This window comes from Mesorhizobium sp. WSM4884 (assembly GCF_029625675.1).
Lineage (GTDB): Bacteria > Pseudomonadota > Alphaproteobacteria > Rhizobiales > Rhizobiaceae > Mesorhizobium.
Genome location: NZ_JARTVO010000032.1, coordinates 1 through 22,047, shown reverse-complemented (window position 1 = coordinate 22,047; position 22,047 = coordinate 1). Strand labels below are relative to the sequence as shown.

The window sequence follows — 22,047 nt, the reverse complement described above, 5'->3', positions numbered from 1 at the left end:
ATAGATGCGGCGCATGCAGGGATCGCGCTTTGCCTTTGGTCCGTACGTACTGGATTCAGCCGCGGGAACGCTTCAGCGGAACGATGTCCCCGTCTCCGCTGGCTATCGCGGGATAAAACTGCTTGCCGCGTTCGTCGAACGCCCCGGCGAAATCCTGACCAAGACCGAGTTGATGGATGCAGCTTGGCAGGGCACGGCCGTCGAGGAAGGCAACCTCACCGTCCAGATCGCACAGCTCAGGAAACTGCTTGGTCCGGCCGCAGACGGCGGTGAATGGATCGCCACGGTTCCGCGCGTCGGTTACCGCTTCACGGGGGCCATCGAACAGCTCGGCGGGGCGGCCGTGCGAAAGGCCTTGCCGCTGCCCGACAAGCCATCGATAGCCGTGCTGCCCTTCGTCAATCTCAGCAACGATCCCGAGCAGGATTCCTTCGCGGACGGGCTGGCGGAAGACCTCACCACCGACCTCTCCAGGATTTCCGGTCTTTTCGTCATCGCCCGCAATTCTGCCTTTGCCTACAAGGGAAAGGCGATGGACGTGCGCGATATCGCACGGGAACTTGGCGTGCGCTACCTGCTCGAAGGCAGCGCAAGACGCGCGGCCGGGCGCGTGCGCATCAATGCCCAGCTGGTCGATGCGGCCAACGGCGATCATCTTTGGGCAGAACGCTTCGATCGCAGTCTGGAAGACATCTTTGCTGTCCAGGACGAGGTCACGGCCAAGATCGTGGAGGCTTTGCTCGGCAGGCTGCGCGCGCCGCCGCCGCGCAACCGGCCCAAAAATCTCGAAGCCTATGATCTGTGCGTGCGGGCGCGAAAACTGATCGACGATTCGCCGCAAACGGCGCGGGAAGCGCATCTGATGCTGACGCGCGCGGTTTCGCTCGATCCGGACTATGCCGAGGCCTATCGCTGGCTTGCCATGAACCACTGGATGGGATGGGTGCATTGGGGCCAGCCTATCGAGCCCGCGCGCAGCATCGCTCTGGAGCTGGCGCACAAAGCCGTGACGATCGATCCCAACGATGCCGGCTGCCGCTGGGTGCTTGCCAACCTGCTGGCCTATGAGCGCCGCTTCGACGAGGCGGACGCGGAATTCGCCAAGGCGATCGAGCTCGACCCGAACGAAGCCGACACCTGGGCGACAATGTCCGACATCGAGGTGCTGGCCGGGCGGGTCAACGAAAGCCTCGAGCACATTCGCAAGGCGTTCCGGCTGAACCCGTTTCCGCCAAGCTGGTACTTTCTGACGCTCGGCCAGGCGCAATATGCCGCCGGCGACTACGAAGCCGCTGTCGAGACGCTGCGCAGGGACGAAACGTACCGGACCAGCTCACGCCGTTTCCTGGCGGCAAGCCTTGCGCAACTCGGCCGGCTCGATGAGGCGCGCGCGGAGGTCGACCTGTTCCTCGTCAGCAATCCGCATTTCAGCACCGGCTACTGGGTCGCCACGGAACCGTTCCGCGACGACGCGACACTCGCCCATTTCGTCGACGGATTCCGCAAGGCCGGTCTTCCAGACTGAAGGCCAGCCAATAGTGCGTCCTATTCCTCGACGCGGCTTTTGGCTTCACGGTCGTGCTCGTACCGTTTCGTAACCGGGAATGGCGGCAGCCATGACTCGCGACGGATGATCCAGCTTTCATAAGTCGGCGTGAGCTGGTCAGGGGCATCCAAGGAGCCGAGGTGGACTTCGATCTCGTCCGCGGTGCGGGCGAAAACAGACGAGCCGCAGCGGGGACAGAAAAACCGTCCGGCATAGTCGCGTGTCTCGCCCTCGATCGTCACCGCGTCCTGAGGGAAGATCGCCGCAGCATAAAAAAGCGCGCCATGATGCTTGCGGCAGTCGAGACAGTGACAGATGCCGACCCGATACGGTTGACCCGACGCCATGATCCGGACGTTGCCGCACAGGCAGCCGCCCGTGAACCGATCCATGTTGCGTCTCCTCCAAATCAGTTGGTCGGAACGTCTACAACGAACCGCGCCGAGCAGTCCAGGAAAGCCGCGCCAGGCTCTTCAGCGCCGAGAATTCGACTTCACCTGCCAAATTGCCCAAGCCCTGCCCTAAGAGCAATTTCGCTCGGCGCCATCTCGCTTGCGTGCAGCACGGACCGAATTGCATAACTTATTCCATGGCCGCAGGAATCTCCGAGCGGATATCCGCTTTCGTCGAAGCCCTTCCGTTGAAACCAGGACTGCGGGTCCTGGAGATCGGATGCGGCCCCGGCGTTGCCGCTCGCGCTGTCGCTCGCCGTATCGGCGACGGCTTCATTCTTGCGATCGATCGTTCCGAAAACGCAATCCAACTGGCGCGCGCGGGGTCGGCAGATGAGATCGCTTCTGGCCGCCTCGATTTCAGGCAGGTAGCGATCGAGGACTTTATATTGCTGCCAGGCGACGCCCTCTTCGATATCGCCTTTGCCATGCGGGTCGGCGCGCTCGACGGGCGTCACCCAGACGCTGGCCGGGCGGCGCTGGCGCACATCAAGGCCGTGCTGAAGCCAAGTGGCCGGCTCTTTATCGACGGCGGCGATCCGTTGAAAGAGATCGATCTGGTCCGTGGCCTACCGTCTTAGAAAAACCGCTCGAGAAACGCCGCCGTCTCATCCGAGATGCCGACGATCTTGTCCGTCGCCTGGCGATAGAATTTGAAGTTGAGCTCGGTCTCGGGTCGGCCGTCGCCCCAGTCCTTGAACCGCTTGAGCTCGTCTCGGCCCAATCGCCGCGCGGCCAATGCGGTGCTGCGGATGGAAACGCTGACGCGCGGTGTCTGACGTTCGAGGTCGGGCCTTCGGGGGGTGGCCTCAGATGACGTGACGATGCCGCGCGCGACAAGCCCCTGCCCGCCTTCGTTCTCGCTGGCGAACACGAAGACCGTGTCGCCTTCGGCGACATGCTTGCCGCCATACATGGTCTTCTGCGCGGCGAAAGAGAACGCCTGAGCCCGCGGATCCTTGACTTCGGCCTTGATCGCGAACGCCATGCCCTACGGCTCTCGGCTGAGGACGATCTCGTAGGTCAGCCTGCGTTTCGCACCTGGCTCGATCAGCATCACGCCCGGCTTATCGGCAAATTCGCCGTCGAAATCGATCGGACTTGCGAGGCCGTGCCAGGGCTCGATGCACAGGAACGGCGCGCCGCCGGGCTTGGACCAGATGCCCAGCTCGTTGAACCCCTGCCAAGACATTTCGATCGCCGGCCCCCGCTCGGCGGCGTAACGCACGCTCGCGCTGGCCGGCCGGTCCAGAATGACGGCGTCGTCGTCGAACAGCCGCTCGGAAAGCGCAAGCGTCTTGCCTTCGATGGGCGTTGGCTGCGGCGTCGGGAGCAAAAGCCCGTCTTTCAGGCGGCGGATCGGCGCGGGCTCATTGTCGGCAAAGGTCAGCCGATAGGCTTCCTTGGACCGTTCCGGCAGCAGCGGCCAGTTGAGGGCCGGGTGAGCGCCGATCGAGGCCGGTAGCACTTCATCGCCTGTGTTTGTGATCTCGAACGTCACACCAAGCTGGCGGGGCGCGAGGCTGTAGCCTATCGCCAGCTGGAAGGCGAATGGGTAGTGGGCGCGGGTCTCAGCGTCGTCAGTCAGGACCAGCGTGCAGGAGGAAGGCCCCTGCTTCGCCCAGGCAAAGCGCCTGTCGCGGGCAAAACCGTGCTGCGTCATCGGATAGTTCTGGCCTCGACGGCGCAACTGGTCGCCCTTGAGCCGGCCGACGATCGGAAACAGGACCGGGGAATGGCGCCGCCAGGCAGGGCCCGCCTGCCACAAGAACTCCGTGCCGTCGGCATCGCGCAAGGAAACCAATTCCGCGCCCTGCCCGACGATTGTTGCCGAGATGCCGTCGCCATGAAGTGTCACCTGTTCCATGCATCCTCGCGGCGGGCTCGTATGTCCGGCAGGCTAGCAAAAGGCCTTGCGTGAACTCAAGGGCGGCGGGTTATGCCGCGCTTCACGCTTTCAGGATGAACGATCCACAACCTGTGCCCGAAAAAAGTGGCCGGAGATTGCCCTCCAGCCACGCCAAGGTCAGCAGTGTTGCGTGCTACGGTCCGGACTACTCACGCTCGCCGGTGAAATTCAGCAGCAGCTGGAAGATATTGATGAAGTTCAGATAGAGCGAGAAGGCGCCGAACACGGCGAGCTTCTGCTGCGATTCCGCATCGAAATTCTCGGCATACTGCTCCTTGATCGTCTGCGTGTCCCAGGCGGTCAGGCCGATGAAGACGGCGATGCCGATCACCGATATGGCGAATTGCAGCGCGGTCGAGCCGAGGAACAGGTTGACGAGGCTCGCGATCACCACGCCGATCAGGCCCATGATCAGGAAGGACGAGAACTGCGTCAGGTCGCGCCTAGTCGTGTAGCCGTAGAGGCTGGTGGCGCCGAACATAGTGGCAGCGATGAAGAAGGTGCGCGCGATGCTGGTGCCGGTGAAGACCAGGAACACCGAGGCGAGCGACAGGCCCATTACGGCGCAGAAGGCCCAGAACATCGCCTGCGCGCCAGCCGCCGACATCGTCTGCATCTTGAACGAGAAGAGCATGACGAAGGCGAGCGGCGCCAGCATCACCACCCATTTCAGCGGACTGGAGAAGATCGGCACATAAAGCGCCGGCGTCGAGGCCACGGCAAAGGCGACGAGACCGGTAACGACGAGGCCGAGGCCCATATAGTTGTAGACGCGCAGCATGTGCCGGCGCAGGCCCTCGTCATAGACAGCACCGGCCTGGATGCCGGTGCCCATTCGGTAGCCGAGATTAGGGCTGTTCATTGGCATTCTCCCTGGTTGGATCCGTTGGCTGGGTGTTTCAATAAAGCGTGCGGGCCAGCCTTTCGGCGGCGCGGTCGAGATCGCCCGCATCGCCGCGTCCGACGACGGCGTAAGCGACCTCGCCGATCTGGAAATAGGCGGACGAGATGTCGCCCGATGGCGCGACGGTGGGCTTCACCACGTCGAAGGTGCCGGGCCTGATCGCGAACAGCGACACCAGCCCGAGATCCTTCGTTTCGACAGCCATCTCGACGCTCGGCCCGAACCGCGACGGATAGATCTGGACATCGCGGATCTTCCAATCATCGGGCAATGAAGGCATGACGATCGCGGTCGCGGCGCGGATTTCGTCGGCGTTGTAGCTGGGCGCTTCCGGCTGCGACGGCATCGTCTCGCGCACCAGCGTCGTCCGGTGCGCGCTCACCGCTTCCTCGACATAAGCGGGCGGCTGCGTCGAGGCGACGACCTTGGTGACGGCGATAGGCCCGAAGACGCCGTTTGCCAGCCAGCCAGCCGCGACCAGCACGGCCGCAGCCGCCGCCCGCTGCAGCACGGAAAAGACGCGACCTCTGGCAAGCGCTCTCTCCAGCCGCCGTGCCGCCTCGGTCGTTGCCGGGCGTGCGGTTGCGCCTGGCCTGGCAAGCGCCACGCGCAGCTCGTCGCGCGTTCTGAGATCCGACATTACCCGCGCGGCCACCGCGGGACGGGCGGACAGGAACGCCTCCACTTCGATGCGGCGGGCGACGTCGAGCTGATCGTCGACATAGGCGTCGAGGTCGGCATCGGTCACGGGATCGACGATAGCGGTCATGACTCACCCCCAACGATCCTCAAATGGTTTTTGCCGCGCGCCGAAGCACTGTCTTCCATTTCGCGCAGAGCCGCACGAGCGCGGCCGATGCGCGACATCAAGGTTCCAAGCGGCACGCCGCTGACCTCGGCGGCCTCCGCGTAGCTCAGCCCTTCGATGGCAACGAGATGAAGGGCGGAGCGCTGCTCTTCCGGCAGCGCCAGGAAGGCCTCCCTCACCTGCGAGAGGCGCACCGAATGGTCTTGGGGCGCGGCCACGCTTTGATCGGCGAGACGGCCCGCCTGTTCTATGCGCGCTGCTTCCGACCGGCGCGCGCGCATGCGGTCGATGAAGACGTTGTGCACGATCGTGAGCAGCCAGGCGCGCAGGTTGCCGCCCGAGCGAAAGGTGTCGCGCCGCTCATAGGCGCGCACCAGCGCGTCGTGGACCAGATCCTCGGCATCGGCGCTGTCGCGCGTCAACGAGCGCGCATAGCGCCGCAGCGACCCCAACTGCCCGACAATATCGAAGCGTGCCATCGACCGTTTCATGCCCCTGTTTACGGAGCATGTGGGGATTTTAATCCCTGCTCGCCGTTCCTTTTGCGATCCGACGGGTCTGGCCTGCCTAAGCGAGCGGGCATCCGACGAAACCGCTGGCGCGATACGCTCGATTTGCGTATCAATCCGCCGCCATTGGAGCCTGATCGATGTTCGAAACCTTGCAGCCCGCGCCCGCCGACAAGATCCTTGCCTTGATCGGCCTCTATCGCGCCGATACGCGCCCTGGCAAAGTCGACCTTGGCGTCGGCGTCTATAAGGACCGCGACGGCAGGACGCCGGTGATGCACGCCGTGCGCGAGGCCGAGAAGCGGCTGCTCGCGAGCCAGGACACCAAAACCTATCTCGGCCTTGCCGGCGATACCGGCTTCAACGCTGTGATGATCAAGCTTGCCTTCGGCGACAAAGCCGACCTTTCGCGCATCCGCGCCGCGCAGGCGCCGGGCGGGTCGGGCGCGCTCCGGCTGGTGGCCGAGCTTCTGCAGCGCACCCGTCCCGGCGCGACGGTGTGGCTCTCCGACCCGACCTGGCCGAACCACCTGCCGGTGATGCGCGCGGCCGGCCTGCAAGTGCGCGACTATCCCTATTTCGACGCCGCCTCCGGCGCTGTTCGCTTCGACGACATGCTGGCGGCGCTCAAAACCGCCAGCAGCGGCGACGTCGTGCTGCTGCATGGCTGCTGCCACAACCCGACCGGCGCCAACCTGGACGCCGCGCAATGGGCCAAGGTCGCCGACGTGCTGGTTGAGCGCGGCCTGCTGCCCTTCGTCGACATCGCCTATCAGGGGTTTGGCGAAGGGCTCGATGCCGACGCCGCCGGCCTGCGCCTGCTCGCCGACAAGGTTCCGGAGATGGTGGTCGCCTCGAGCTGCTCGAAGAACTTTGCCGTCTACCGCGACCGCGTCGGCGCCGCGATGATCATGGCTAAAGACGGCGCGCAGGCGGACGTGGCGATGAGCCAGATGCTGGCGGCAGCGCGCGCGCTCTATTCGATGCCGCCGGACCATGGCGCGGCAGCGGTGCGCATGGTGCTCGAGGACGCCGCCCTGAGGAAGGATTGGGAGGCGGAACTCGAGGAGATGCGGCTGCGCATGCTGAGACTTCGCATCGCCTTCGCCGAGGCGTTGCGCCGACAGTCCAATTCCGACCGCTTCGATTTCGTCGCCAGCCATCGCGGCATGTTTTCCCGCCTCGGGCTGACGGAGGCACAGGTCGAGCGCCTGCGCACCGAGCACGCCGTCTACATGGTGGGCGACAGCCGCATCAACGTGGCCGGCCTGCCGGAAGACGGCCTGGACGACCTCGCCAAGGCGATCGTCTCGGTGCTCGACTGAGAGCCGCGCGGCTGTGGACAATAGGCTTTTGCCAGCCGGCGGGATTGGTCGCCCGCCGCTGCGCGCGCTAGGGTTTGTCGCATGAAACCCTCGAAGGACATCTCCCGGCTGATCGAGATCATGGCGGCGCTGAGAGCGCCAAAGACCGGCTGCCCGTGGGACATCGAGCAGAATTTCTCCACCATAGCGCCCTACACGATCGAGGAAGCCTATGAAGTTGCCGACGCCATCGCGCGGGGCGATTTGGACGATCTGCGCGAGGAACTGGGCGACCTCCTGCTGCAGGTCGTCTACCATGCGCAGATGGCGCAAGAGGCCGGCGAATTCGCCTTCGGCGACGTCGTCGAGGCCATCACCACCAAGATGATCCGCCGCCACCCGCATGTCTTCGGCGACGAGAAGGCGCGCAGCGCCGGCATGGCCAAGGGCATGTGGGAGAAGATCAAGGCGGCGGAGAAGGCAGACAAGCGCAATGCCCGCATCGCGCGCGGCCTCGATCCGGAAGATCACGGCAAGGGTTATCTCGACAGTGTGCCGGTTGCGCTCCCTGCCCTAACCCGCGCGCTGAAGCTGCAGGAGAAGGCCGCTCGCGTCGGTTTCGACTGGAGCGAGGCAGCCCCCATCCTCGACAAGATAGAGGAAGAGATCGGCGAGTTGCGCGAGGCGCTCGCCAAGGGTGACGCTGCACCCATCAAGGACGAGTTCGGCGACATGCTGTTTGCCATCGTCAATCTCGGCCGTCATCTCAAGCTCGATCCCGAAGCCTCGCTCAGCGGCACCAATGAGAAATTCCGTTCGCGCTTCCACTATGTCGAGCAGGCGCTGGAGGCTTCCGGCCGCTCACTGGAGAAAGCGACGCTGGACGAAATGGAGACGCTCTGGCAGCAGGCCAAAAGCGCAAAATAGCATTTGTTCTACGCAATTCCGGACGGAAAACCGCTACACACTTTTCCTGGAATTGCTCAGTTCGTCAGCCGCTGTTCTTGCGGTGCAGCCTACCGTCGATTTCCTGCCTGGCGCTATGCGTCGCCGTTAGCGAGATGGTGACGCTGCCATCTTCATTGTCGGTGCGTGAAACGACATCGCCGTTGCGGTAAAGCCAGTCGACCTGGCCGAGCTGGGCGGGGCTTAGCGTCACTGTCATGGTTTCCAACTCGCCCGACACCCTGGCCTCGATAAGCGCCTTCAGCGCGTCGATCCCTTCGCCGGTCGCCGCCGATATCGCGATCGGCGGCGCCTTGCCGCCGGCGCTGTCGGCAAGCAGGCGCTCGCGATTGCCTTGGTCGAGCAGGTCGATCTTGTTCCACACCTCGATGACGCGATCTGTGTTGGCGGCGTCGACGCCGAGGTCGCCCAGAATGCGCTCGACGTCCTCGGCTTGTGCAGCCGTGTCGGGATCGGAAATGTCGCGCAGATGCAGCACCAGATCGGCTTCGACGACCTCTTCCAGCGTCGCCCGGAAGGCTGCGACCAGATGCGTCGGCAGGTCCGAGATGAAGCCGACGGTGTCCGACAGGATGATCGGCGTGCCGTGCGGCAGCCGTACGCGGCGCAATGTCGGATCGAGCGTGGCGAACAGCATGTCCTCAGCCAGCACCCCTGCCCCGGTCAGCCGGTTGAACAGCGTCGACTTTCCGGCATTGGTGTAGCCGACGATCGCTACAACCGGAAATGGCACCTTCTTGCGCTTGGCGCGATGGAGGTCGCGCGTGCGCCGAACCGTTTCCAGCTCGTGCTTAAGCTTGGTGATCTTGTCCTGGAGGATGCGCCGGTCCGATTCGATCTGGGTTTCGCCGGGACCGCCGAGGAAACCGGCGCCGCCGCGCTGCCGTTCGAGGTGTGTCCAGCTGCGCACCAGCCGGCCCTTCTGGTAGTTGAGATGCGCCAGCTCGACCTGGAGGGTGCCTTCCTTGGTCCTGGCACGCTCGCCGAAGATCTCGAGAATGAGCCCGGTGCGGTCGAGCACCTTGGCGTTCAGCTCTTTCTCGAGATTGCGCTGCTGCACCGGCGTCAGCGGATGGTCGACGATGACCAGCTCCGCCTTGCGCTCCTTCACGATGTCGGCGAACTCCGCCACCTTGCCGCTGCCGAGCAGCGTTGCCGGGCGCGGATCGGCGACCGTCACCACCGCCGTGTGGACCGGATTGAGATCGATGGCGCTGGCGAGCCCGACCGCCTCGTCGTGGCGGGCGTCCGCCGAGCGACTCAGGCGCGGACGGCTCGAATCGTCGTCGCCGCGCGGCTGGCGCGTAAGCACCGGCACAATGACAACCGCCCGGGTCGGATCCTTGGCTTCCGGCCCAAGCTGGTGTCCTTGTTTCCCGCGAACGCTGCGGTCCGCGTCCTTCTCACGTGCCAATCAGGCGCCCTGGCTTTCCTCGCCATCGAACATCTGAACCGGCTGGCTCGGCATGATCGTGGAAATGGCGTGCTTATAGACAAGCTGGGAATGCCCGTCGCGCCGCAACAACACACAGAAATTGTCGAACGAAGTGACGACGCCGGTCAGCTTCACACCGTTGATGAGGAAGATGGTAAGTGGATTTTTGCTCTTGCGAACTGAATTCAGGAACAGGTCCTGAAGGTTTTGCGATCGTTCCGCCATTGTTTTTGTCTTTCGCCGATCCCCTTCGGTCTGCGGGCCAATGCGCCAAATTACGCGGCAACTGTCAAGCGCGCAAACCCCCTCTTGCCGCCTAAACGACAAGCAGAACGAGATAGTTGAGGTTCATTCCACCTTTGCGGTTATCAGGCTGGACTTTTTTCCGCAATGTCAAAAAAAGCCTGCCGCAACGAAAGTGTCATAGAACCGGGGTGGCCGTTTGCGATCGGCGCGCCGTCGATTTCGACCACCGGCATGGCGATCGTGGTCGCGGAACTGATGAAAGCCTCGCGCGCTGCCTTGGCCTCGGCGACGGAAAACCCGCGTTCCTCGATCTTCAAACCGAGCTTGGCGGCGACGTCGAACAGCGTCGTGCGCGTGATGCCGCGCAGAATGCCATGCTCGGCCGGCCGCGTCACCAGAACGCCGTCCCTGGTGATGATCCATGCATTGGACGAACCACCTTCCTTGACCGTGCCGTCCGCGTCGACGAACCAAGCCTCCTGGGCGCCGGCCTCCTTGGCCTTCTGCTTGGCAAGCACATTGGGCAAGAGGCCGGTGCTCTTGATGTCGACGCGGTCCCAGCGGTTCTCGGGCACGGTAATGACCTTGATGCCGGTCTCCACCCGCTTGGCCGCCGCGGCGGGATCGGCCTTTCTGGCGGTTATCACCAGCGACGACTTGGTGTCGGCCGATGGGAAAAAGAATTCGCGGCTGGCGACGCCGCGCGTCACCTGGACATAGACCAGGCCGGTGACGACGCGGTTGCGGCGCACGACCTCGCGCAGCAGCATCGGCAGCACGCCTTCCGAGACGGGCCAGGCGATCGACAATTCCTTCAGCGAGCGCTTGAGCCGGGCAAGATGGCGTGGCATGTCGACGATATAGCCGCGCGCCACCTCGCAGACCTCGTAGACGCCGTCGGCGAACTGGTAGCCGCGATCCTCGATATGGACGCGGGCTTCAGCATGGGCGACGTAGCGCCCGTTGACATATGCAATGCGCGGCATGAGCTACCTCAGGGAAATGTCCGGCTTTCTTAGGCGATTCCGCCGTTGCGGTAATGTACAATCGCGTGGGCCAAGCGATAGCTATACGCCCAGCGACTTCAGCTTGCGGTGCAAGGCCGAGCGCTCCATGCCGATGAATTCGGCTGTCTTCGAGATGTTGCCGCCGAAGCGGTTGATCTGGGCGATCAGATAGTCCTTCTCGAACTGTTCGCGCGCCTCGCGCAGCGGCAGCGCCATGATGTGCTGGTCCGACTGGTTCGGCGTGCGCGGCATGACGTCGCCGATCTCCGAGGGCAGGAGGTCGGCGGTGATCGGCGCATCGACGTCACCGCCACGCGCCAGGATCATCAGCCGCTCGACATTGTTGCGGAGCTGGCGGACGTTGCCCGGCCAGTTGTGCGCCTGCAGCACGGCTAAAGCGTCGTCGCCGATGCGGCGCGGCTTGATGCCGGCCTGGCGCGCGATCTGCTTCATGAAGTTGTCGACCAGATAGGGAATGTCCTCGCGCCGCTCGGCGAGACCCGGCACCGTGACCGGAACGACCGCCAGACGATGATAAAGGTCCTCGCGGAAACGGCCGTCGGCGATCATCGCCTCCAGGTTTTGCGAGGTCGAGGAGATGATGCGGACATCGACCTTGACCCGCTTGGTGCCCCCTACCCGCTCGAACTGCTGCTCGACCAGCACGCGCAGGATCTTGTTCTGCGTCTCGCGCGGCATATCGGCCACCTCATCGATGTAGAGGATGCCGCGATGCGCCTCCTCCAGCGCGCCGACCTTGCGCTCGGTGCCGTTCGATTCGGTGCCGAACAGCTCGATCTCCATGCGCTCGGGCGTGATGGTGGCGGCGCTCAGCGTCACGAACGGTCCCGTCTTGCGCGCCGACAGCGCGTGGATGGCGCGCGCCGTCAGTTCCTTGCCGGAGCCGGACGGGCCGATGATCATGATGCGGCTGTTGGTCGGCGCGACGCGCTCTATGGTCTGCCGCAGCTGGCTCATCGCCGACGACATGCCGATCAGGTCGAAGGTTTCGCCGCTGCGCAGCTTGAGGTCGGAGACCTCGCGTCGCAACTTGGACGTTTCCAACGCGCGCTCGGCAACCAGGATGAGACGGTCGGCCTTGAACGGCTTCTCGATGAAATCATAAGCGCCGCGACGGATAGCGGAAACCGCCGTTTCGATGTTCCCGTGGCCGGAGATCATCACCACCGGCATGTTCGGATGCATCGTCTTGATCTCGTCGAGCAGCGCCAGGCCGTCGAGACGCGAGCCCTGCAGCCAGATATCGAGGAAAATCAGCCGCGGTGCGCGATCGGCAATTGCTGCAAGCGCGCTGTCGGCATCATGTGCCGTGCGGGTTTCGTGACCTTCGTCGCTCAGGATACCGGCGACGAGCTCGCGGATGTCTTCCTCGTCATCGACGATGAGAATATCAGACGCCATTACCGACCTTTTCAGTTTCTCGTTCGTGTTGGTTGCGGCCTTCGCCGCGTGGCGGCGCGGCAACGACCGCTGCCGGCGGCAGGATGATCGAGATCATCGCGCCCCGGCCGCCGTGGAAATCCGGCGGCGCGTCGTGCAGCTCGAGCCGGCCGCCATGGTCCTCCACGATCTTCTTGACGATAGCGAGGCCAAGGCCGGTGCCTTTTTCGCGCGTCGTCATGTAGGGCTCGAGCAACCTCTGCCGATTCTCGCGCGGCAGCCCTCTGCCGTTGTCGATAACGTCGATTCTTATGGCGCCATCTTGGCGCCCGGCTTGAATCCGGATTGTGCCGTCGGAACGACCTTTCGCATCAAGTCCGTCAATGGCCTCGGCGGCATTCTTGATGACATTGCCGAAGGCCTGCGCCATCAGACGGCTGTCGAAGGTGCCCTTGAGCGGCTCGTTGCCGAAATCGCGCTGGAAAGCAATGTCGGAGCGGCTGACTTCCACCAGGAATGACGCCTCACGCAACGACTCGCGCAGATCGATGACTTTCATCTCCGGCTTCGGCATGCGGGCAAAGGCCGAGAATTCGTCGACCATGCGGCCGATGTCCTCGACCTGGCGGATGATGGTGTCGGTGCACTGATCGAAGACCTCGCGGTCCTCGGTGATGACCTTGCCGTAGCGGCGCCTGATGCGCTCGGCCGATAGCTGGATCGGCGTCAACGGATTCTTGATCTCATGTGCAATGCGCCGTGCAACGTCCGCCCAGGCCGACGAGCGCTGCGCCTGGACCAGATCGGTGATGTCGTCGACAGTGACCACATAGGATTTTTCTTCCGCGCCCTCGTCGTCTGCCTCGACTGTGATCTGGACATTGAAGGTCCGTTCCATGCCGGTGCGGAAGAAGGTCACCTGCTCGCGATAGACCGGCTTGCCGGACTGGCGCCCGATCTCGAAGACGCGGCCGACATGCGGCAGGATAGCCGAGAGGTTTTGTCCGAGCGCCGCGCTTGCCGAGATCGCCAGCATGGTCTCGGCGGAGCGGTTGACGATGGTAATGATGCCGTAAGAGTCGACACCGATAACGCCGGCGGTGACACCAGCAAGCACGGCTTCGGAGAAGCGCCGCCGCTCGTCGATCAGATCCTTGGCGGAAAGAAGCTCGTTTCGCTGCGACTTGAGCTCGAGGATCATGTTGTTGAAGGTTTCGCCGAGCGAGGCGACGTCGCCGTCGGATTGGCGCACGGGGACGGCGACGTCGAGATTGCCGGTCGCCACCTCGTCGGCCGCACCGATCAGCTGGCGGATCGGCCGCACCAGCCGGTCGGCGACAGCAATGCCGGTCCAGATCGCCGACAGGATGATGATCAGCGTCAGCGACAGATAGGGCAGCGCGAAGGCCACCTGGGAGGTCCGGCGGTTGTCCTCGAGGTTGCGGTATTCGTCGGTATTGGATTTGACGATTTGGCGCGCACGGATCACTTCGGGGTCGACCAGGCGGATCGTATAGAGGTAAAGGCCCTCGATCTCGCGCAGCTTGACGATGGCGCCCATGATGTTGCGGGTGCGCGGCTCGATCAGCACCGGCTTGCCGTCGGCGGCAGTGCCGACGGCGCCTGGCGGCGGCTCCGGCATGGCGAAATCGGCATCGGTCTTGGCGCTCATCACGAACGAGCCGTCGGGCTTGATCAGCGCCGCATGCGCCAGCCCGCGGCCGACGGCTTCCTTGTTCATGAGGTCGAGGAACCCGGTGCGGTCGAGACCATAGAGCGTGCGAGAGGCGTCGAGATCATAGGCCATCGACAGCGTCGTGCCCTGCAAGTTGCGCGCATTTTCCTGGACGTAGGCGTCCGCGATCGACAGCGACGAATTGACGATGGTCTTGGTGCGGATCTCGAACCAGCGGTCGAGGCCGATGTCGAGCGTGATCGAGGCGATGATCGCCACCATGATCGCCGGAATGGCGGCGACCAGCGCGAACATGGCAACGATGCGCACATGCAGCCGCGAGGCAGCCCTGCCATGCCGCCGTGCCATGACGATGCGACGCACCTCGCGGGCAACCAGTGCGATCAAGAACAGGACGAAGACGGCATTGAGCGCGATCAGCGCCCAGGTCGTGTTCGCATTGGGTGCGATCGGGGTCGCACCGACCAGAATGGCGAACGAGATCGCTGCCGTGATCATAGCGCCTACGATCGCGATCACGCCAGGCAGCGCCAGCAGCCGGCGACCGTCGCGAACGTCGGCCCGGCTGAAAACCGGTTGGTTCAGTGTTGGAGCCTCAGCAGCCATGTCGCCGTCTAGAGTCGGTCATTGCGTCGGATGTATGCAACGCATTGTGGCGATTATGCAACAAGTGTGGCCAGGACGGAAATCTTTCCCCGGCTCACTCACGCAAAAAGGACCATGCCGGTGATCCACTACCGCCGAACGAGGCGGCCCGGCGATGCGATGGCTCGCGTCACTGCTTCGGTCGCATCCGTCGCAAGCTGCGCGGCGTCTGTCCGATCTCGCGGCGCATCCAATGCGCCAGGTGCGACTGATGCGCGAAGCCCGTCAGATAGGCCACCTCGCTGGTGCTGAGGTCACTTCCCAGAATCAGGGAGCGGGCACGCTCAACCCGGCGCCGCAGCACATAGCGGTGAAGCGTCATGCCGGTGGCCGCCTTGAACCAGGTCCTGAGATGCGAACTGCTAGCGTTGGCGATGCGGCTCAGCGCATCGATCGTGAGCGGCTCGGAAAGATGTGCCTCGATATAGTCCAGGATGCGTTTGAACTGCGCATCCGACAGCCGAACCGTTCGATCCGTCTTCAAATCATCGAGGCCAATCAGCCGGACCGCAAGCGCGATGCCGACACTTTCGGCGAACAGAGCCCCACCTGGCGAGCCTGCGTTTTGGTCGGTTTCAAGTGCCCGGACGAGGTATTCGATACGTTCGTCCCGAAGCAGGTGCCGCATGTCAAAACGACGCGCCCTTGCGCTGCCCTCAATCTCCGACGCCACACCCTCGAGCATGGCGGGCGGCAGGCGAACCTCCCTCGTCTCGAATGAGGTTTCAGCCTCGAACCCGCCCTCCTGTCCCGCGGGGACGAAATCAATGTCACCAGCTCGCCGTAAGAAATATCGCCCGGCGTCATTGCAATAGGTGCGCGTCGTCGCGCTGGTATGGATCATGATGCGGTGATGATCGGCCCGCGGCAGCCGATAGGTGCCTGCTTCGACATGCCGGGAAGCGATTGATATGCCGGCCGAGGTCCGGGCCGAAGCGAACTGCGGATCCATGTGAAACGAGCCTCAAAATCATGGCAGAACCTGTTCAACATTTGGCGGTTCCTGCGCGATTTTCAATGTCGAAGCCCTTTAGACCTGCGCCTCGTTTGCCAACGCAAAGAGGTTCATATGAGTTACTATGTTGTCGTCGGAGCAGGCCCGGTCGGGCGTGAGACGGCTCTCCTGCTCGGTGAGCAAGGACATGACGTCATCCTGGTAAGCAGGAGTGTCGGCGATATCGATTTGCCCGGCGTGCGCGCGAGGCAGGCGGACGCTACCGATGCCGCCGAACTTTCACGCATCAGCCGAGGTGCGGATGTCATCTTCATGTGTGCCATGGCGCCTTACCACCGCTGGCCGACCGACTTCTTTCCGATCGTCGACGGCACGGTGCGCGCGGCGGAGGCCGTCGACGCCAAGGTCATCCTGCTCGGAAACCTCTACGGCTACGGCGAAAACGCCGACAGTCCTCTTCGCTCAGACCTGCCTCTCGACCCGACATCGAGGAAGGGCACTGTTCGGACGATAATGTGGCAGCGTGTATCTCGCGCCAACGTGCCGGCTATCGAGGTCCGTTCCAGCGATTATCTGGGGTATGGCTCGGTCACCTACTTCTCGCTTCTCGCGCTGCCATCCATCGTTGAAGGAAAGCCTGTCGCCTTCTTGGGAGACCTCGACGCCGATCATGCCTGGGCTTTCATCAAGGACGTCGCCCGGACGCTCGTCGCGTCAGCTTTCTACACGGGTGAATGGGGTCGAGCCTTCCATGTCCCGTCGCAATACGCTTCGCCCCGCGATCTTATCCGCAGAACCGCGGCGATGCTCGGAAGGGAGGTTGCGCCAATGCGTTGCTGTTCCATCGCCGAGATGGAAGCCTTTGGCATGCATGAGCTCGTGGAAATGAAATATCTCTTCGATCGCCCGCTTCTGGTCGATGCTTCCGATACCGAGCGTCTCCTCGGCGTGAAGGCCAGCAGCCTTGACGTAATGATCGCGGACACTGTCAGAGACCATCTCTGAACCAATTATATGAAGTGCAAACAAAGCGTTCCACCCGTCGGCTGACGGGTGGAACAAAGAGCCGGCCGGCAAAAGCATCTGGCCGGCATCGAAGGCCTAAAGCGCGTCGCGATCCCTCGGATTCGCTCCATGCGCTTTGGTTTTGATTTTACGCATGTCTTTGATCCGAAACGGGTTCCCACTTTCGAGAGACATGCTTTAGATCTGCCTTGAGGCCTTATAGACGTTGACGCCGAGCTCGCGGATCTTCTTGCGCAGCGTGTTACGGTTGAGGCCCAGAAGCTCGGCCGCCTTGATCTGGTTGCCGCGCGTCGCCGTCATCGAGGCCAGAACCAGCGGATATTCGACCTCGGCGAGGATGCGCTGGTAGAGCCCGGACGGCGGCAGATCGCCGGCAAAAGACGCAAAATAACGCTGCAGGAAATGCTCGACCGCCTGGCCGATCGACAGATCGTCGGGGATCAGCGCGCCGCCGTCCGGCACGACAGGCCGTTCACCGGTCTTGAGCTCGGCCTCGATGATCTCGGCCGAAATCTCGTCCTGCGAATAAAGCGCGGCGAGCCGGCGCACCAGGTTTTCCAACTCGCGCACATTGCCGGGCCAAGGGTAGCGTTTCATCAGCTCGATGCCGCCCGCCGAGATGCGCTTGGTCTGCAGGCCCTCGCTGGCGCCCTGCTTGAAGAAGTGGCGCACCAGGTCCGGAATGTCCTCGGAACGCTCGCGCAGCGCCGGCAGCCGCAGCGGCACGACGTTCAGGCGGTAGAACAGGTCCTCGCGGAACAGGCCCTGGTTGATCAGCGTCCTCAGGTCCTTGTTGGTGGCAGCAACGATGCGCACGTCTGTCTTGATCGGCGTGCGGCCGCCGACGGTGGTATATTCGCCCTGCTGCAGCACGCGCAGCAGGCGCGTCTGCGCCTCCATCGGCATGTCGCCGATTTCGTCGAGGAACAGCGTGCCGCCTTCGGCCTGCTCGAAGCGGCCGGTGGAGCGGTTCTGGGCGCCGGTGAAGGCGCCCTTCTCATGGCCGAACAGTTCCGATTCGATCAGGTCGCGCGGGATCGCAGCCATGTTGATGGCCACGAACGGCCCGCCGCGACGGCGGCCATATTCATGCAGCGCCCGCGCCACCAGCTCCTTGCCGGTTCCGGACTCGCCCGAAATCATCACCGTCAGGTCGGTCTGCATCATGCGCGCCAGCATGCGGTAGATGTCCTGCATGGCGGCAGAGCGGCCGACCAGCGGCATCGTCTCCGGCTGCTCGTCGGCACGCGAGTCGAGCTTCGGCCGCTTCGGCTCGGCCAGCGCCCGGTTGACGATGTTGAGCAGCTCGGTGAGGTCGAAGGGCTTAGGCAGATATTCGTAGGCGCCGGTCTCGGAAGCGCGGATGGCGGTCATGAAGGTGTTCTGCGCGCTCATCACGATGACGGGCAGTTCCGGCCGCGCCTTCTTGATGCGCGGCAGCATGTCGAAGGCGTTTTCGTCCGGCATCACCACATCGGTGATGACGAGATCGCCCTCGCCGGCCGCCACCCAGCGCCACAGCGTCGAGGCGTTCGAGGTCACGCGCACCTGGTGGCCGACGCGCGAAAGCGCCTGGTTGAGCACGGTGCGGATGGCCGCATCGTCGTCGGCGACGAGAATATTGCCGCGAACGGTCATTTGCGGTCTCCTTCTGCTTCGTCGCCGGCGCCGGGCGTTGTCTCCTTCCAGGCCGGCATCAGGACGCGGAAGGTGGTTCCGCGCTGCGTCGAATCGCATTCGATGATGCCGCCGTGCTCGCCGACGATCTTTGCGACCAGCGCCAGGCCAAGGCCCGAGCCATTCGGCTTGGTGGTGATGAAGGGATCGAAGAGGATCGGCAGGATGTCCTCGGAAACGCCGGGGCCGTTGTCATGCACGCAGAATTCCAGCGGCAGCGAAACACGATCCTGCGTCCCCGGCACGGAAACGCGGATTCCCGGCCGGAAGGCCGTCGACAGCACGATCTCGCCCTGCGGATCGGCGCCGATCGCCTCGGCTGCGTTTTTCACCAGGTTGAGGAAAACCTGGATCAGCTGGTCGCGGTTGGCATAGACCGGAGGCAGTGATGGATCATATTCCTCCAAAATCTTGATACGCTTGGCAAAACCGTTCTTGGCGATCGCCTTCACATGATCGAGCACGACATGGATGTTGACGGGATAACGCTCGATCGGCCGCTCGTCGGAAAACACTTCCATGCGGTCCACCAGCGAGACGATGCGGTCGGTCTCGTCGGTGATCAGCCGGGTCAGCGCGCGGTCCTCGTCGGAGGCCGACAGTTCAAGCAGTTGCGCCGCGCCGCGGATGCCGGACAGCGGGTTCTTGATCTCGTGCGCCAGCATGGCTGCCAGGCCGGTGACCGAGCGTGCGGCGCCGCGATGCGTCATCTGGCGGTCGATCTTGTCGGCCATCGACCGCTCCTGGAACATCACGACGACCGAGCCTGGGAATTCCGGCACCGGTGCGACATAAAGGTCGACCATCTTCTCGATGCCGAGGCGCGGCGACGAGACGTCGACGCGATACTCGTTGACCGGCGCGTGGCGCTCGCGCACCTGGTCGACCAGCGTCAGCAGCGGGCTGCCGAAAGGCACCAGCTTGGCGAGCGTGTTGCGGGCGAGCATCGTGGCGCTGGAGCGGAAGAAATCCTCAGCATCGGCGTTGGCGAAGGTGATGAAGCCTTCTGCGTCCACCATGATCACCGGGCGGCGGATGGTGTTCAGCACGATGTTTGCGGCGTCCTCCATGCCGGCCGCCTGTGGGACACTGGCCTTCATGCCGCGCTCCGCATCTCAGTCGACATGCCAATTTCGGCAAGGGCCTGGCGCAATCCACGAATGACTTCGGCCGCCTCGAAAGAGGTCAGAATGCGCTTCCGCTGCTCCGCCGAAACGCCAACGGCGTGGCGATCCAGATACCAGCCGAGATGCTTGCGCGCCTGACGCAGCCCGCTTTCCATGCCGTAGAGCGAGAGCATGTCCTCGTAGTGCGCGACGACGTAGTCGGCGAGAGCCTGCGGCGTCTGCGGAATGCCGAGCGCAGACATGCCGGCGGCGGCCGCGACCCTGCCGGCAATCCACGGCGCGCCGTAGTGGGCGCGGCCGATCATCACCGCGTCAGCGCCGGATTGTTCGAGGATGGTCGCCGCTTCCTCCGGTGAGCTGACGTCGCCATTGGCCACCACAGGGATCGAGACCGCCTGCTTGACGCGCGCGATAGCGCGCCAGTCGGCCTTGCCCTGATAGAACTGGCAGCGCGTACGGCCATGCACGGTCACCATGCGCACGCCGGCCTGTTCGGCGCGGCGCGCCAGCATCGGCGCATTGAGCGCGTCCTCGTCCCAGCCGAGCCGCATCTTGACCGTCACCGGCACGGAAACGGCGCCGACCACCGCCTCGATCAGCGACAGCGCGTGGTCGAGATCGCGCATCAGCGCCGAACCGGCGTAGCCGCCCGTCACCTTCTTTGCCGGGCAGCCCATGTTGATGTCTATGATGTCGGCGCCCTCGCCTGCCGCTATGCGCGCGCCTTCGGCCATGTGCGCGGTCTCGCGGCCAGCAAGCTGCACCATATGGACGGGCAGCCCGGAATGGCGGATGCGCAGGTCACAGCCCGCCCTGCCCCTGGCCAACTCACCGCTTGCAACCATTTCCGACACCACCAGCCCAGCGCCATGGTCGTGAGCGCGCTGGCGGAACGGCTCGTCGGTGATGCCCGACATCGGTGCGAGGAACACGCGATTGCGGATCTTCACGCCGCCGACATCAAGCGGCGAAGCCAATGTGATCAATTCAGGCATGCACAAAAACCAAGCATGTTTGATTGCTGCACATTCTCTAGCCAGATGCAAGCCGTTGTGCAACGCGCAATGACGTCACATTAAGGCGCATTTTGGAAAATGCTGGCCTTCCCTTCGGGCCGCGACTAAGCCTCTCGCCATGACTGACACAAGGGAAAATCGGATTTCGGAAACGAACGGCAAGGTCGGCGTGGTCATCGTCGCCGCCGGGCGCGGCGCGCGCGCCGGACAGGCCGACGGGCCGAAGCAGTATCAGCATATCGGCGGCCGTGCCGTCATTGCGCACACGCTGGAGACCTTTCTTTCCCACCCGAGGATTGGCCCCGTGGTCGTGGCGATCCACGCCGACGATGCCGAGCTCTTCGAGCGCGCGGCCGGAGCAAATGCCAAGCGTGTCTTCGCGGTCACCGGCGGTTCGTCCCGCCAGGCCTCGGTCCGGCTCGGTCTCCTGGCCTTGAGGGAGCAGGCGCCGGCAAAAGTGCTGGTGCATGACGCTGTCCGCCCATTCCTGGATGCCGAGCTGATCGATCGCACCATCGAAGCCATCGGGGAACGACAGGGCGCGCTGCCCGCGCTGCCCGTCGCCGATACGCTCAAGCGCGAATCGGCCGACGGCATGATCGATGAGACGGTGTCGAGGGCAGGCCTTCATGCAGCCCAGACGCCGCAAGGCTTTCCTTTCTGGCCGCTGCTGGCCGCGCATGAGAAGGCGCATCGCCTCGGCAAGAGCGAGTTCACCGACGACGCCGCCATCGCCGAATGGGCGCATATTCCGGTCAAGATCGTCACCGGCTCGCCGGACAACATCAAACTCACCTGGGCAAGGGATATCGCGATGGCCGACCAGCGGCTCTCAAATGCGCTGCCGCGCTTTCCGGACATCCGCACCGGCAATGGCTACGACGTGCATGCCTTCGAAGCGGGCGACCACGTCACGTTGTGCGGCGTCGCCATTCCCTACGATCGAAAACTTTCCGGCCATTCGGACGCCGATGTCGGGCTTCACGCGCTTACCGATGCGCTGCTTGCCACCTGCGGCGCCGGCGACATCGGCACGCATTTCCCGCCGTCGGACCCGCGATGGAAGGGTGTCGCCTCGAAGATCTTCGTCGAGCATGCGGCGAAGCTGGTGCGCGAGCGCGGCGGGCGGATCGCCAATGCCGATGTCACGCTGATTTGCGAGGCGCCACGCGTTGGGCCGCACCGCGCGGCGATGACGGCGGCGCTCGCGGCGATGCTCGGCATTGCACCGGAGAGGATTTCGATCAAAGCGACGACGAACGAAAAGCTCGGCTTTGTCGGACGAGGCGAAGGCATTGCGGCCATTGCCACCGCCAGCGTCGTCTATCCGGGAGATGTGCCGGCATGAGACTTCCTGTGTCAACCTGTTGTGAGCAAGGCGTTTGCGGCGGGGTGTTTTTGGGGATCGTAAGGGGTGC

Annotated in this window: 21 protein-coding genes; 6 read left to right on the top strand and 15 right to left on the bottom strand. The window is 63.8% G+C overall.

The window, feature by feature from the left end:
* Positions 1–4 precede the first annotated feature (4 nt).
* Positions 5–1,525, top strand: coding sequence for a winged helix-turn-helix domain-containing protein (locus P9236_RS29195; RefSeq protein ID WP_278078035.1), 1,521 nt, complete (start codon positions 5–7; stop codon positions 1,523–1,525).
* 20 nt (positions 1,526–1,545) lie between these two features.
* Here P9236_RS29195 and P9236_RS29190 read toward each other — a convergent pair whose 3' ends face one another.
* Positions 1,546–1,938 (bottom strand): GFA family protein, encoded by a 393-nt coding sequence (locus P9236_RS29190; RefSeq protein ID WP_278078034.1) that lies wholly within the window; start codon positions 1,936–1,938, stop codon positions 1,546–1,548.
* A gap of 113 nt (positions 1,939–2,051) precedes the next feature.
* On the opposite strand from P9236_RS29190, the gene P9236_RS29185 reads away from it, so the two are divergent.
* Complete coding sequence (locus P9236_RS29185) at positions 2,052–2,579, top strand: methyltransferase domain-containing protein (RefSeq protein ID WP_278078033.1); 528 nt, start codon at positions 2,052–2,054, stop codon at positions 2,577–2,579.
* On the opposite strand, the gene P9236_RS29180 is transcribed toward P9236_RS29185, so the two are convergent.
* The 5 genes from P9236_RS29180 to P9236_RS29160 form a co-directional block, all read right to left on the bottom strand.
* Positions 2,576–2,986: a hypothetical protein gene (locus P9236_RS29180; protein ID WP_278078032.1), complete on the bottom strand. Its 411-nt coding sequence runs from the start codon at positions 2,984–2,986 to the stop codon at positions 2,576–2,578. The genes P9236_RS29185 and P9236_RS29180 overlap by 4 nt on opposite strands.
* Before the next feature lie 3 nt (positions 2,987–2,989).
* A complete protein-coding gene (locus P9236_RS29175) occupies positions 2,990–3,865 on the bottom strand; it encodes an aldose 1-epimerase family protein (protein ID WP_278078031.1) in 876 nt (291 codons plus the stop codon).
* A 187-nt stretch (positions 3,866–4,052) separates the two neighbouring features.
* Positions 4,053–4,769, bottom strand: coding sequence for a Bax inhibitor-1/YccA family protein (locus tag P9236_RS29170; protein WP_278078030.1), 717 nt, complete (start codon positions 4,767–4,769; stop codon positions 4,053–4,055).
* 37 nt (positions 4,770–4,806) lie between these two features.
* Entirely contained in the window at positions 4,807–5,580 is a 774-nt protein-coding gene (locus P9236_RS29165) for an anti-sigma factor (protein WP_278078029.1), read from the bottom strand.
* A complete protein-coding gene (locus tag P9236_RS29160; RefSeq protein WP_278078028.1) occupies positions 5,577–6,098 on the bottom strand; it encodes a sigma-70 family RNA polymerase sigma factor in 522 nt (173 codons plus the stop codon). Before P9236_RS29160 ends, P9236_RS29165 begins: the two co-directional genes overlap by 4 nt.
* Positions 6,099–6,268: 170 nt before the next feature.
* Between P9236_RS29160 and P9236_RS29155 the strand changes: the two genes are divergently transcribed.
* Entirely contained in the window at positions 6,269–7,453 is a 1,185-nt protein-coding gene (locus P9236_RS29155) for an amino acid aminotransferase (RefSeq protein WP_278078027.1), read from the top strand.
* Positions 7,454–7,534: 81 nt separating this feature from the next.
* Entirely contained in the window at positions 7,535–8,359 is an 825-nt protein-coding gene (mazG, locus tag P9236_RS29150) for a nucleoside triphosphate pyrophosphohydrolase (RefSeq protein ID WP_278078026.1), read from the top strand.
* Positions 8,360–8,423: 64 nt separating this feature from the next.
* Here the strand turns inward: mazG and hflX are convergent, their stop codons facing one another.
* From hflX to P9236_RS29120, 6 genes are all read right to left on the bottom strand, one after another.
* Positions 8,424–9,812 (bottom strand): GTPase HflX, encoded by a 1,389-nt coding sequence (gene hflX, locus P9236_RS29145; RefSeq protein ID WP_278078025.1) that lies wholly within the window; start codon positions 9,810–9,812, stop codon positions 8,424–8,426.
* Complete coding sequence (hfq, locus tag P9236_RS29140; RefSeq protein ID WP_006202172.1) at positions 9,813–10,058, bottom strand: RNA chaperone Hfq; 246 nt, start codon at positions 10,056–10,058, stop codon at positions 9,813–9,815.
* 143 nt (positions 10,059–10,201) lie between these two features.
* The gene (locus P9236_RS29135; RefSeq protein WP_278078024.1) at positions 10,202–11,065 is read right to left on the bottom strand and encodes a D-amino-acid transaminase; all 864 of its coding nucleotides are present in this window, start codon (positions 11,063–11,065) and stop codon (positions 10,202–10,204) included.
* 81 nt (positions 11,066–11,146) lie between these two features.
* A complete protein-coding gene (locus P9236_RS29130) occupies positions 11,147–12,508 on the bottom strand; it encodes a sigma-54 dependent transcriptional regulator (RefSeq protein ID WP_278078023.1) in 1,362 nt (453 codons plus the stop codon).
* Positions 12,498–14,789 (bottom strand): PAS domain-containing sensor histidine kinase, encoded by a 2,292-nt coding sequence (locus P9236_RS29125; RefSeq protein WP_278078022.1) that lies wholly within the window; start codon positions 14,787–14,789, stop codon positions 12,498–12,500. Before P9236_RS29125 ends, P9236_RS29130 begins: the two co-directional genes overlap by 11 nt.
* A 169-nt stretch (positions 14,790–14,958) precedes the next feature.
* On the bottom strand, positions 14,959–15,780 hold the full coding sequence (locus P9236_RS29120) for an AraC family transcriptional regulator (RefSeq protein ID WP_278078021.1): 822 nt from the start codon (positions 15,778–15,780) through the stop codon (positions 14,959–14,961).
* A gap of 117 nt (positions 15,781–15,897) precedes the next feature.
* On the opposite strand from P9236_RS29120, the gene P9236_RS29115 reads away from it, so the two are divergent.
* Positions 15,898–16,788, top strand: a complete 891-nt coding sequence (locus tag P9236_RS29115) for an NAD-dependent epimerase/dehydratase family protein (RefSeq protein ID WP_278078054.1) — start codon at positions 15,898–15,900, stop codon at positions 16,786–16,788.
* Between the two features lie 198 nt (positions 16,789–16,986).
* Here P9236_RS29115 and ntrC read toward each other — a convergent pair whose 3' ends face one another.
* The 3 genes from ntrC to dusB are packed head-to-tail and all read right to left on the bottom strand — an operon-like array spanning position 16,987 to position 20,608.
* Positions 16,987–18,447 carry a nitrogen regulation protein NR(I) gene (gene ntrC, locus P9236_RS29110; RefSeq protein WP_278078020.1) on the bottom strand — a complete coding sequence of 487 codons (1,461 nt, stop codon included), beginning with the start codon at positions 18,445–18,447 and terminating at the stop codon, positions 16,987–16,989.
* Entirely contained in the window at positions 18,444–19,586 is a 1,143-nt protein-coding gene (locus P9236_RS29105) for a nitrogen regulation protein NR(II) (protein WP_278078019.1), read from the bottom strand. Before P9236_RS29105 ends, ntrC begins: the two co-directional genes overlap by 4 nt.
* Complete coding sequence (gene dusB / locus P9236_RS29100) at positions 19,583–20,608, bottom strand: tRNA dihydrouridine synthase DusB (RefSeq protein ID WP_278078018.1); 1,026 nt, start codon at positions 20,606–20,608, stop codon at positions 19,583–19,585. Before dusB ends, P9236_RS29105 begins: the two co-directional genes overlap by 4 nt.
* Positions 20,609–20,747: 139 nt before the next feature.
* On the opposite strand from dusB, the gene P9236_RS29095 reads away from it, so the two are divergent.
* The gene (locus P9236_RS29095) at positions 20,748–21,977 is read left to right on the top strand and encodes a bifunctional 2-C-methyl-D-erythritol 4-phosphate cytidylyltransferase/2-C-methyl-D-erythritol 2,4-cyclodiphosphate synthase (RefSeq protein ID WP_278078017.1); all 1,230 of its coding nucleotides are present in this window, start codon (positions 20,748–20,750) and stop codon (positions 21,975–21,977) included.
* Positions 21,978–22,047: the final 70 nt, after the last annotated feature.

What these genes read in the sequence shown, in the direction of transcription:
- P9236_RS29160 (WP_278078028.1), bottom strand. Translation starts at nt 6,098, where the DNA reads ATGGCACGCTTCGATATTGTCGGGCAGTTGGGGTCGCTGCGGCGCTAT.
- P9236_RS29165 (WP_278078029.1), bottom strand. Translation starts at nt 5,580, where the DNA reads ATGACCGCTATCGTCGATCCCGTGACCGATGCCGACCTCGACGCCTAT.
- P9236_RS29195 (WP_278078035.1), top strand. Translation starts at nt 5, where the DNA reads ATGCGGCGCATGCAGGGATCGCGCTTTGCCTTTGGTCCGTACGTACTG.
- P9236_RS29095 (WP_278078017.1), top strand. Translation starts at nt 20,748, where the DNA reads ATGACTGACACAAGGGAAAATCGGATTTCGGAAACGAACGGCAAGGTC.
- P9236_RS29130 (WP_278078023.1), bottom strand. Translation starts at nt 12,508, where the DNA reads ATGGCGTCTGATATTCTCATCGTCGATGACGAGGAAGACATCCGCGAG.
- dusB (WP_278078018.1), bottom strand. Translation starts at nt 20,608, where the DNA reads ATGCCTGAATTGATCACATTGGCTTCGCCGCTTGATGTCGGCGGCGTG.
- ntrC (WP_278078020.1), bottom strand. Translation starts at nt 18,447, where the DNA reads ATGACCGTTCGCGGCAATATTCTCGTCGCCGACGACGATGCGGCCATC.
- P9236_RS29135 (WP_278078024.1), bottom strand. Translation starts at nt 11,065, where the DNA reads ATGCCGCGCATTGCATATGTCAACGGGCGCTACGTCGCCCATGCTGAA.
- hfq (WP_006202172.1), bottom strand. Translation starts at nt 10,058, where the DNA reads ATGGCGGAACGATCGCAAAACCTTCAGGACCTGTTCCTGAATTCAGTT.
- P9236_RS29170 (WP_278078030.1), bottom strand. Translation starts at nt 4,769, where the DNA reads ATGAACAGCCCTAATCTCGGCTACCGAATGGGCACCGGCATCCAGGCC.
- P9236_RS29155 (WP_278078027.1), top strand. Translation starts at nt 6,269, where the DNA reads ATGTTCGAAACCTTGCAGCCCGCGCCCGCCGACAAGATCCTTGCCTTG.
- P9236_RS29190 (WP_278078034.1), bottom strand. Translation starts at nt 1,938, where the DNA reads ATGGATCGGTTCACGGGCGGCTGCCTGTGCGGCAACGTCCGGATCATG.
- mazG (WP_278078026.1), top strand. Translation starts at nt 7,535, where the DNA reads ATGAAACCCTCGAAGGACATCTCCCGGCTGATCGAGATCATGGCGGCG.
- P9236_RS29115 (WP_278078054.1), top strand. Translation starts at nt 15,898, where the DNA reads ATGAGTTACTATGTTGTCGTCGGAGCAGGCCCGGTCGGGCGTGAGACG.
- P9236_RS29105 (WP_278078019.1), bottom strand. Translation starts at nt 19,586, where the DNA reads ATGAAGGCCAGTGTCCCACAGGCGGCCGGCATGGAGGACGCCGCAAAC.
- P9236_RS29180 (WP_278078032.1), bottom strand. Translation starts at nt 2,986, where the DNA reads ATGGCGTTCGCGATCAAGGCCGAAGTCAAGGATCCGCGGGCTCAGGCG.
- P9236_RS29175 (WP_278078031.1), bottom strand. Translation starts at nt 3,865, where the DNA reads ATGGAACAGGTGACACTTCATGGCGACGGCATCTCGGCAACAATCGTC.
- P9236_RS29125 (WP_278078022.1), bottom strand. Translation starts at nt 14,789, where the DNA reads ATGGCTGCTGAGGCTCCAACACTGAACCAACCGGTTTTCAGCCGGGCC.
- P9236_RS29120 (WP_278078021.1), bottom strand. Translation starts at nt 15,780, where the DNA reads ATGGATCCGCAGTTCGCTTCGGCCCGGACCTCGGCCGGCATATCAATC.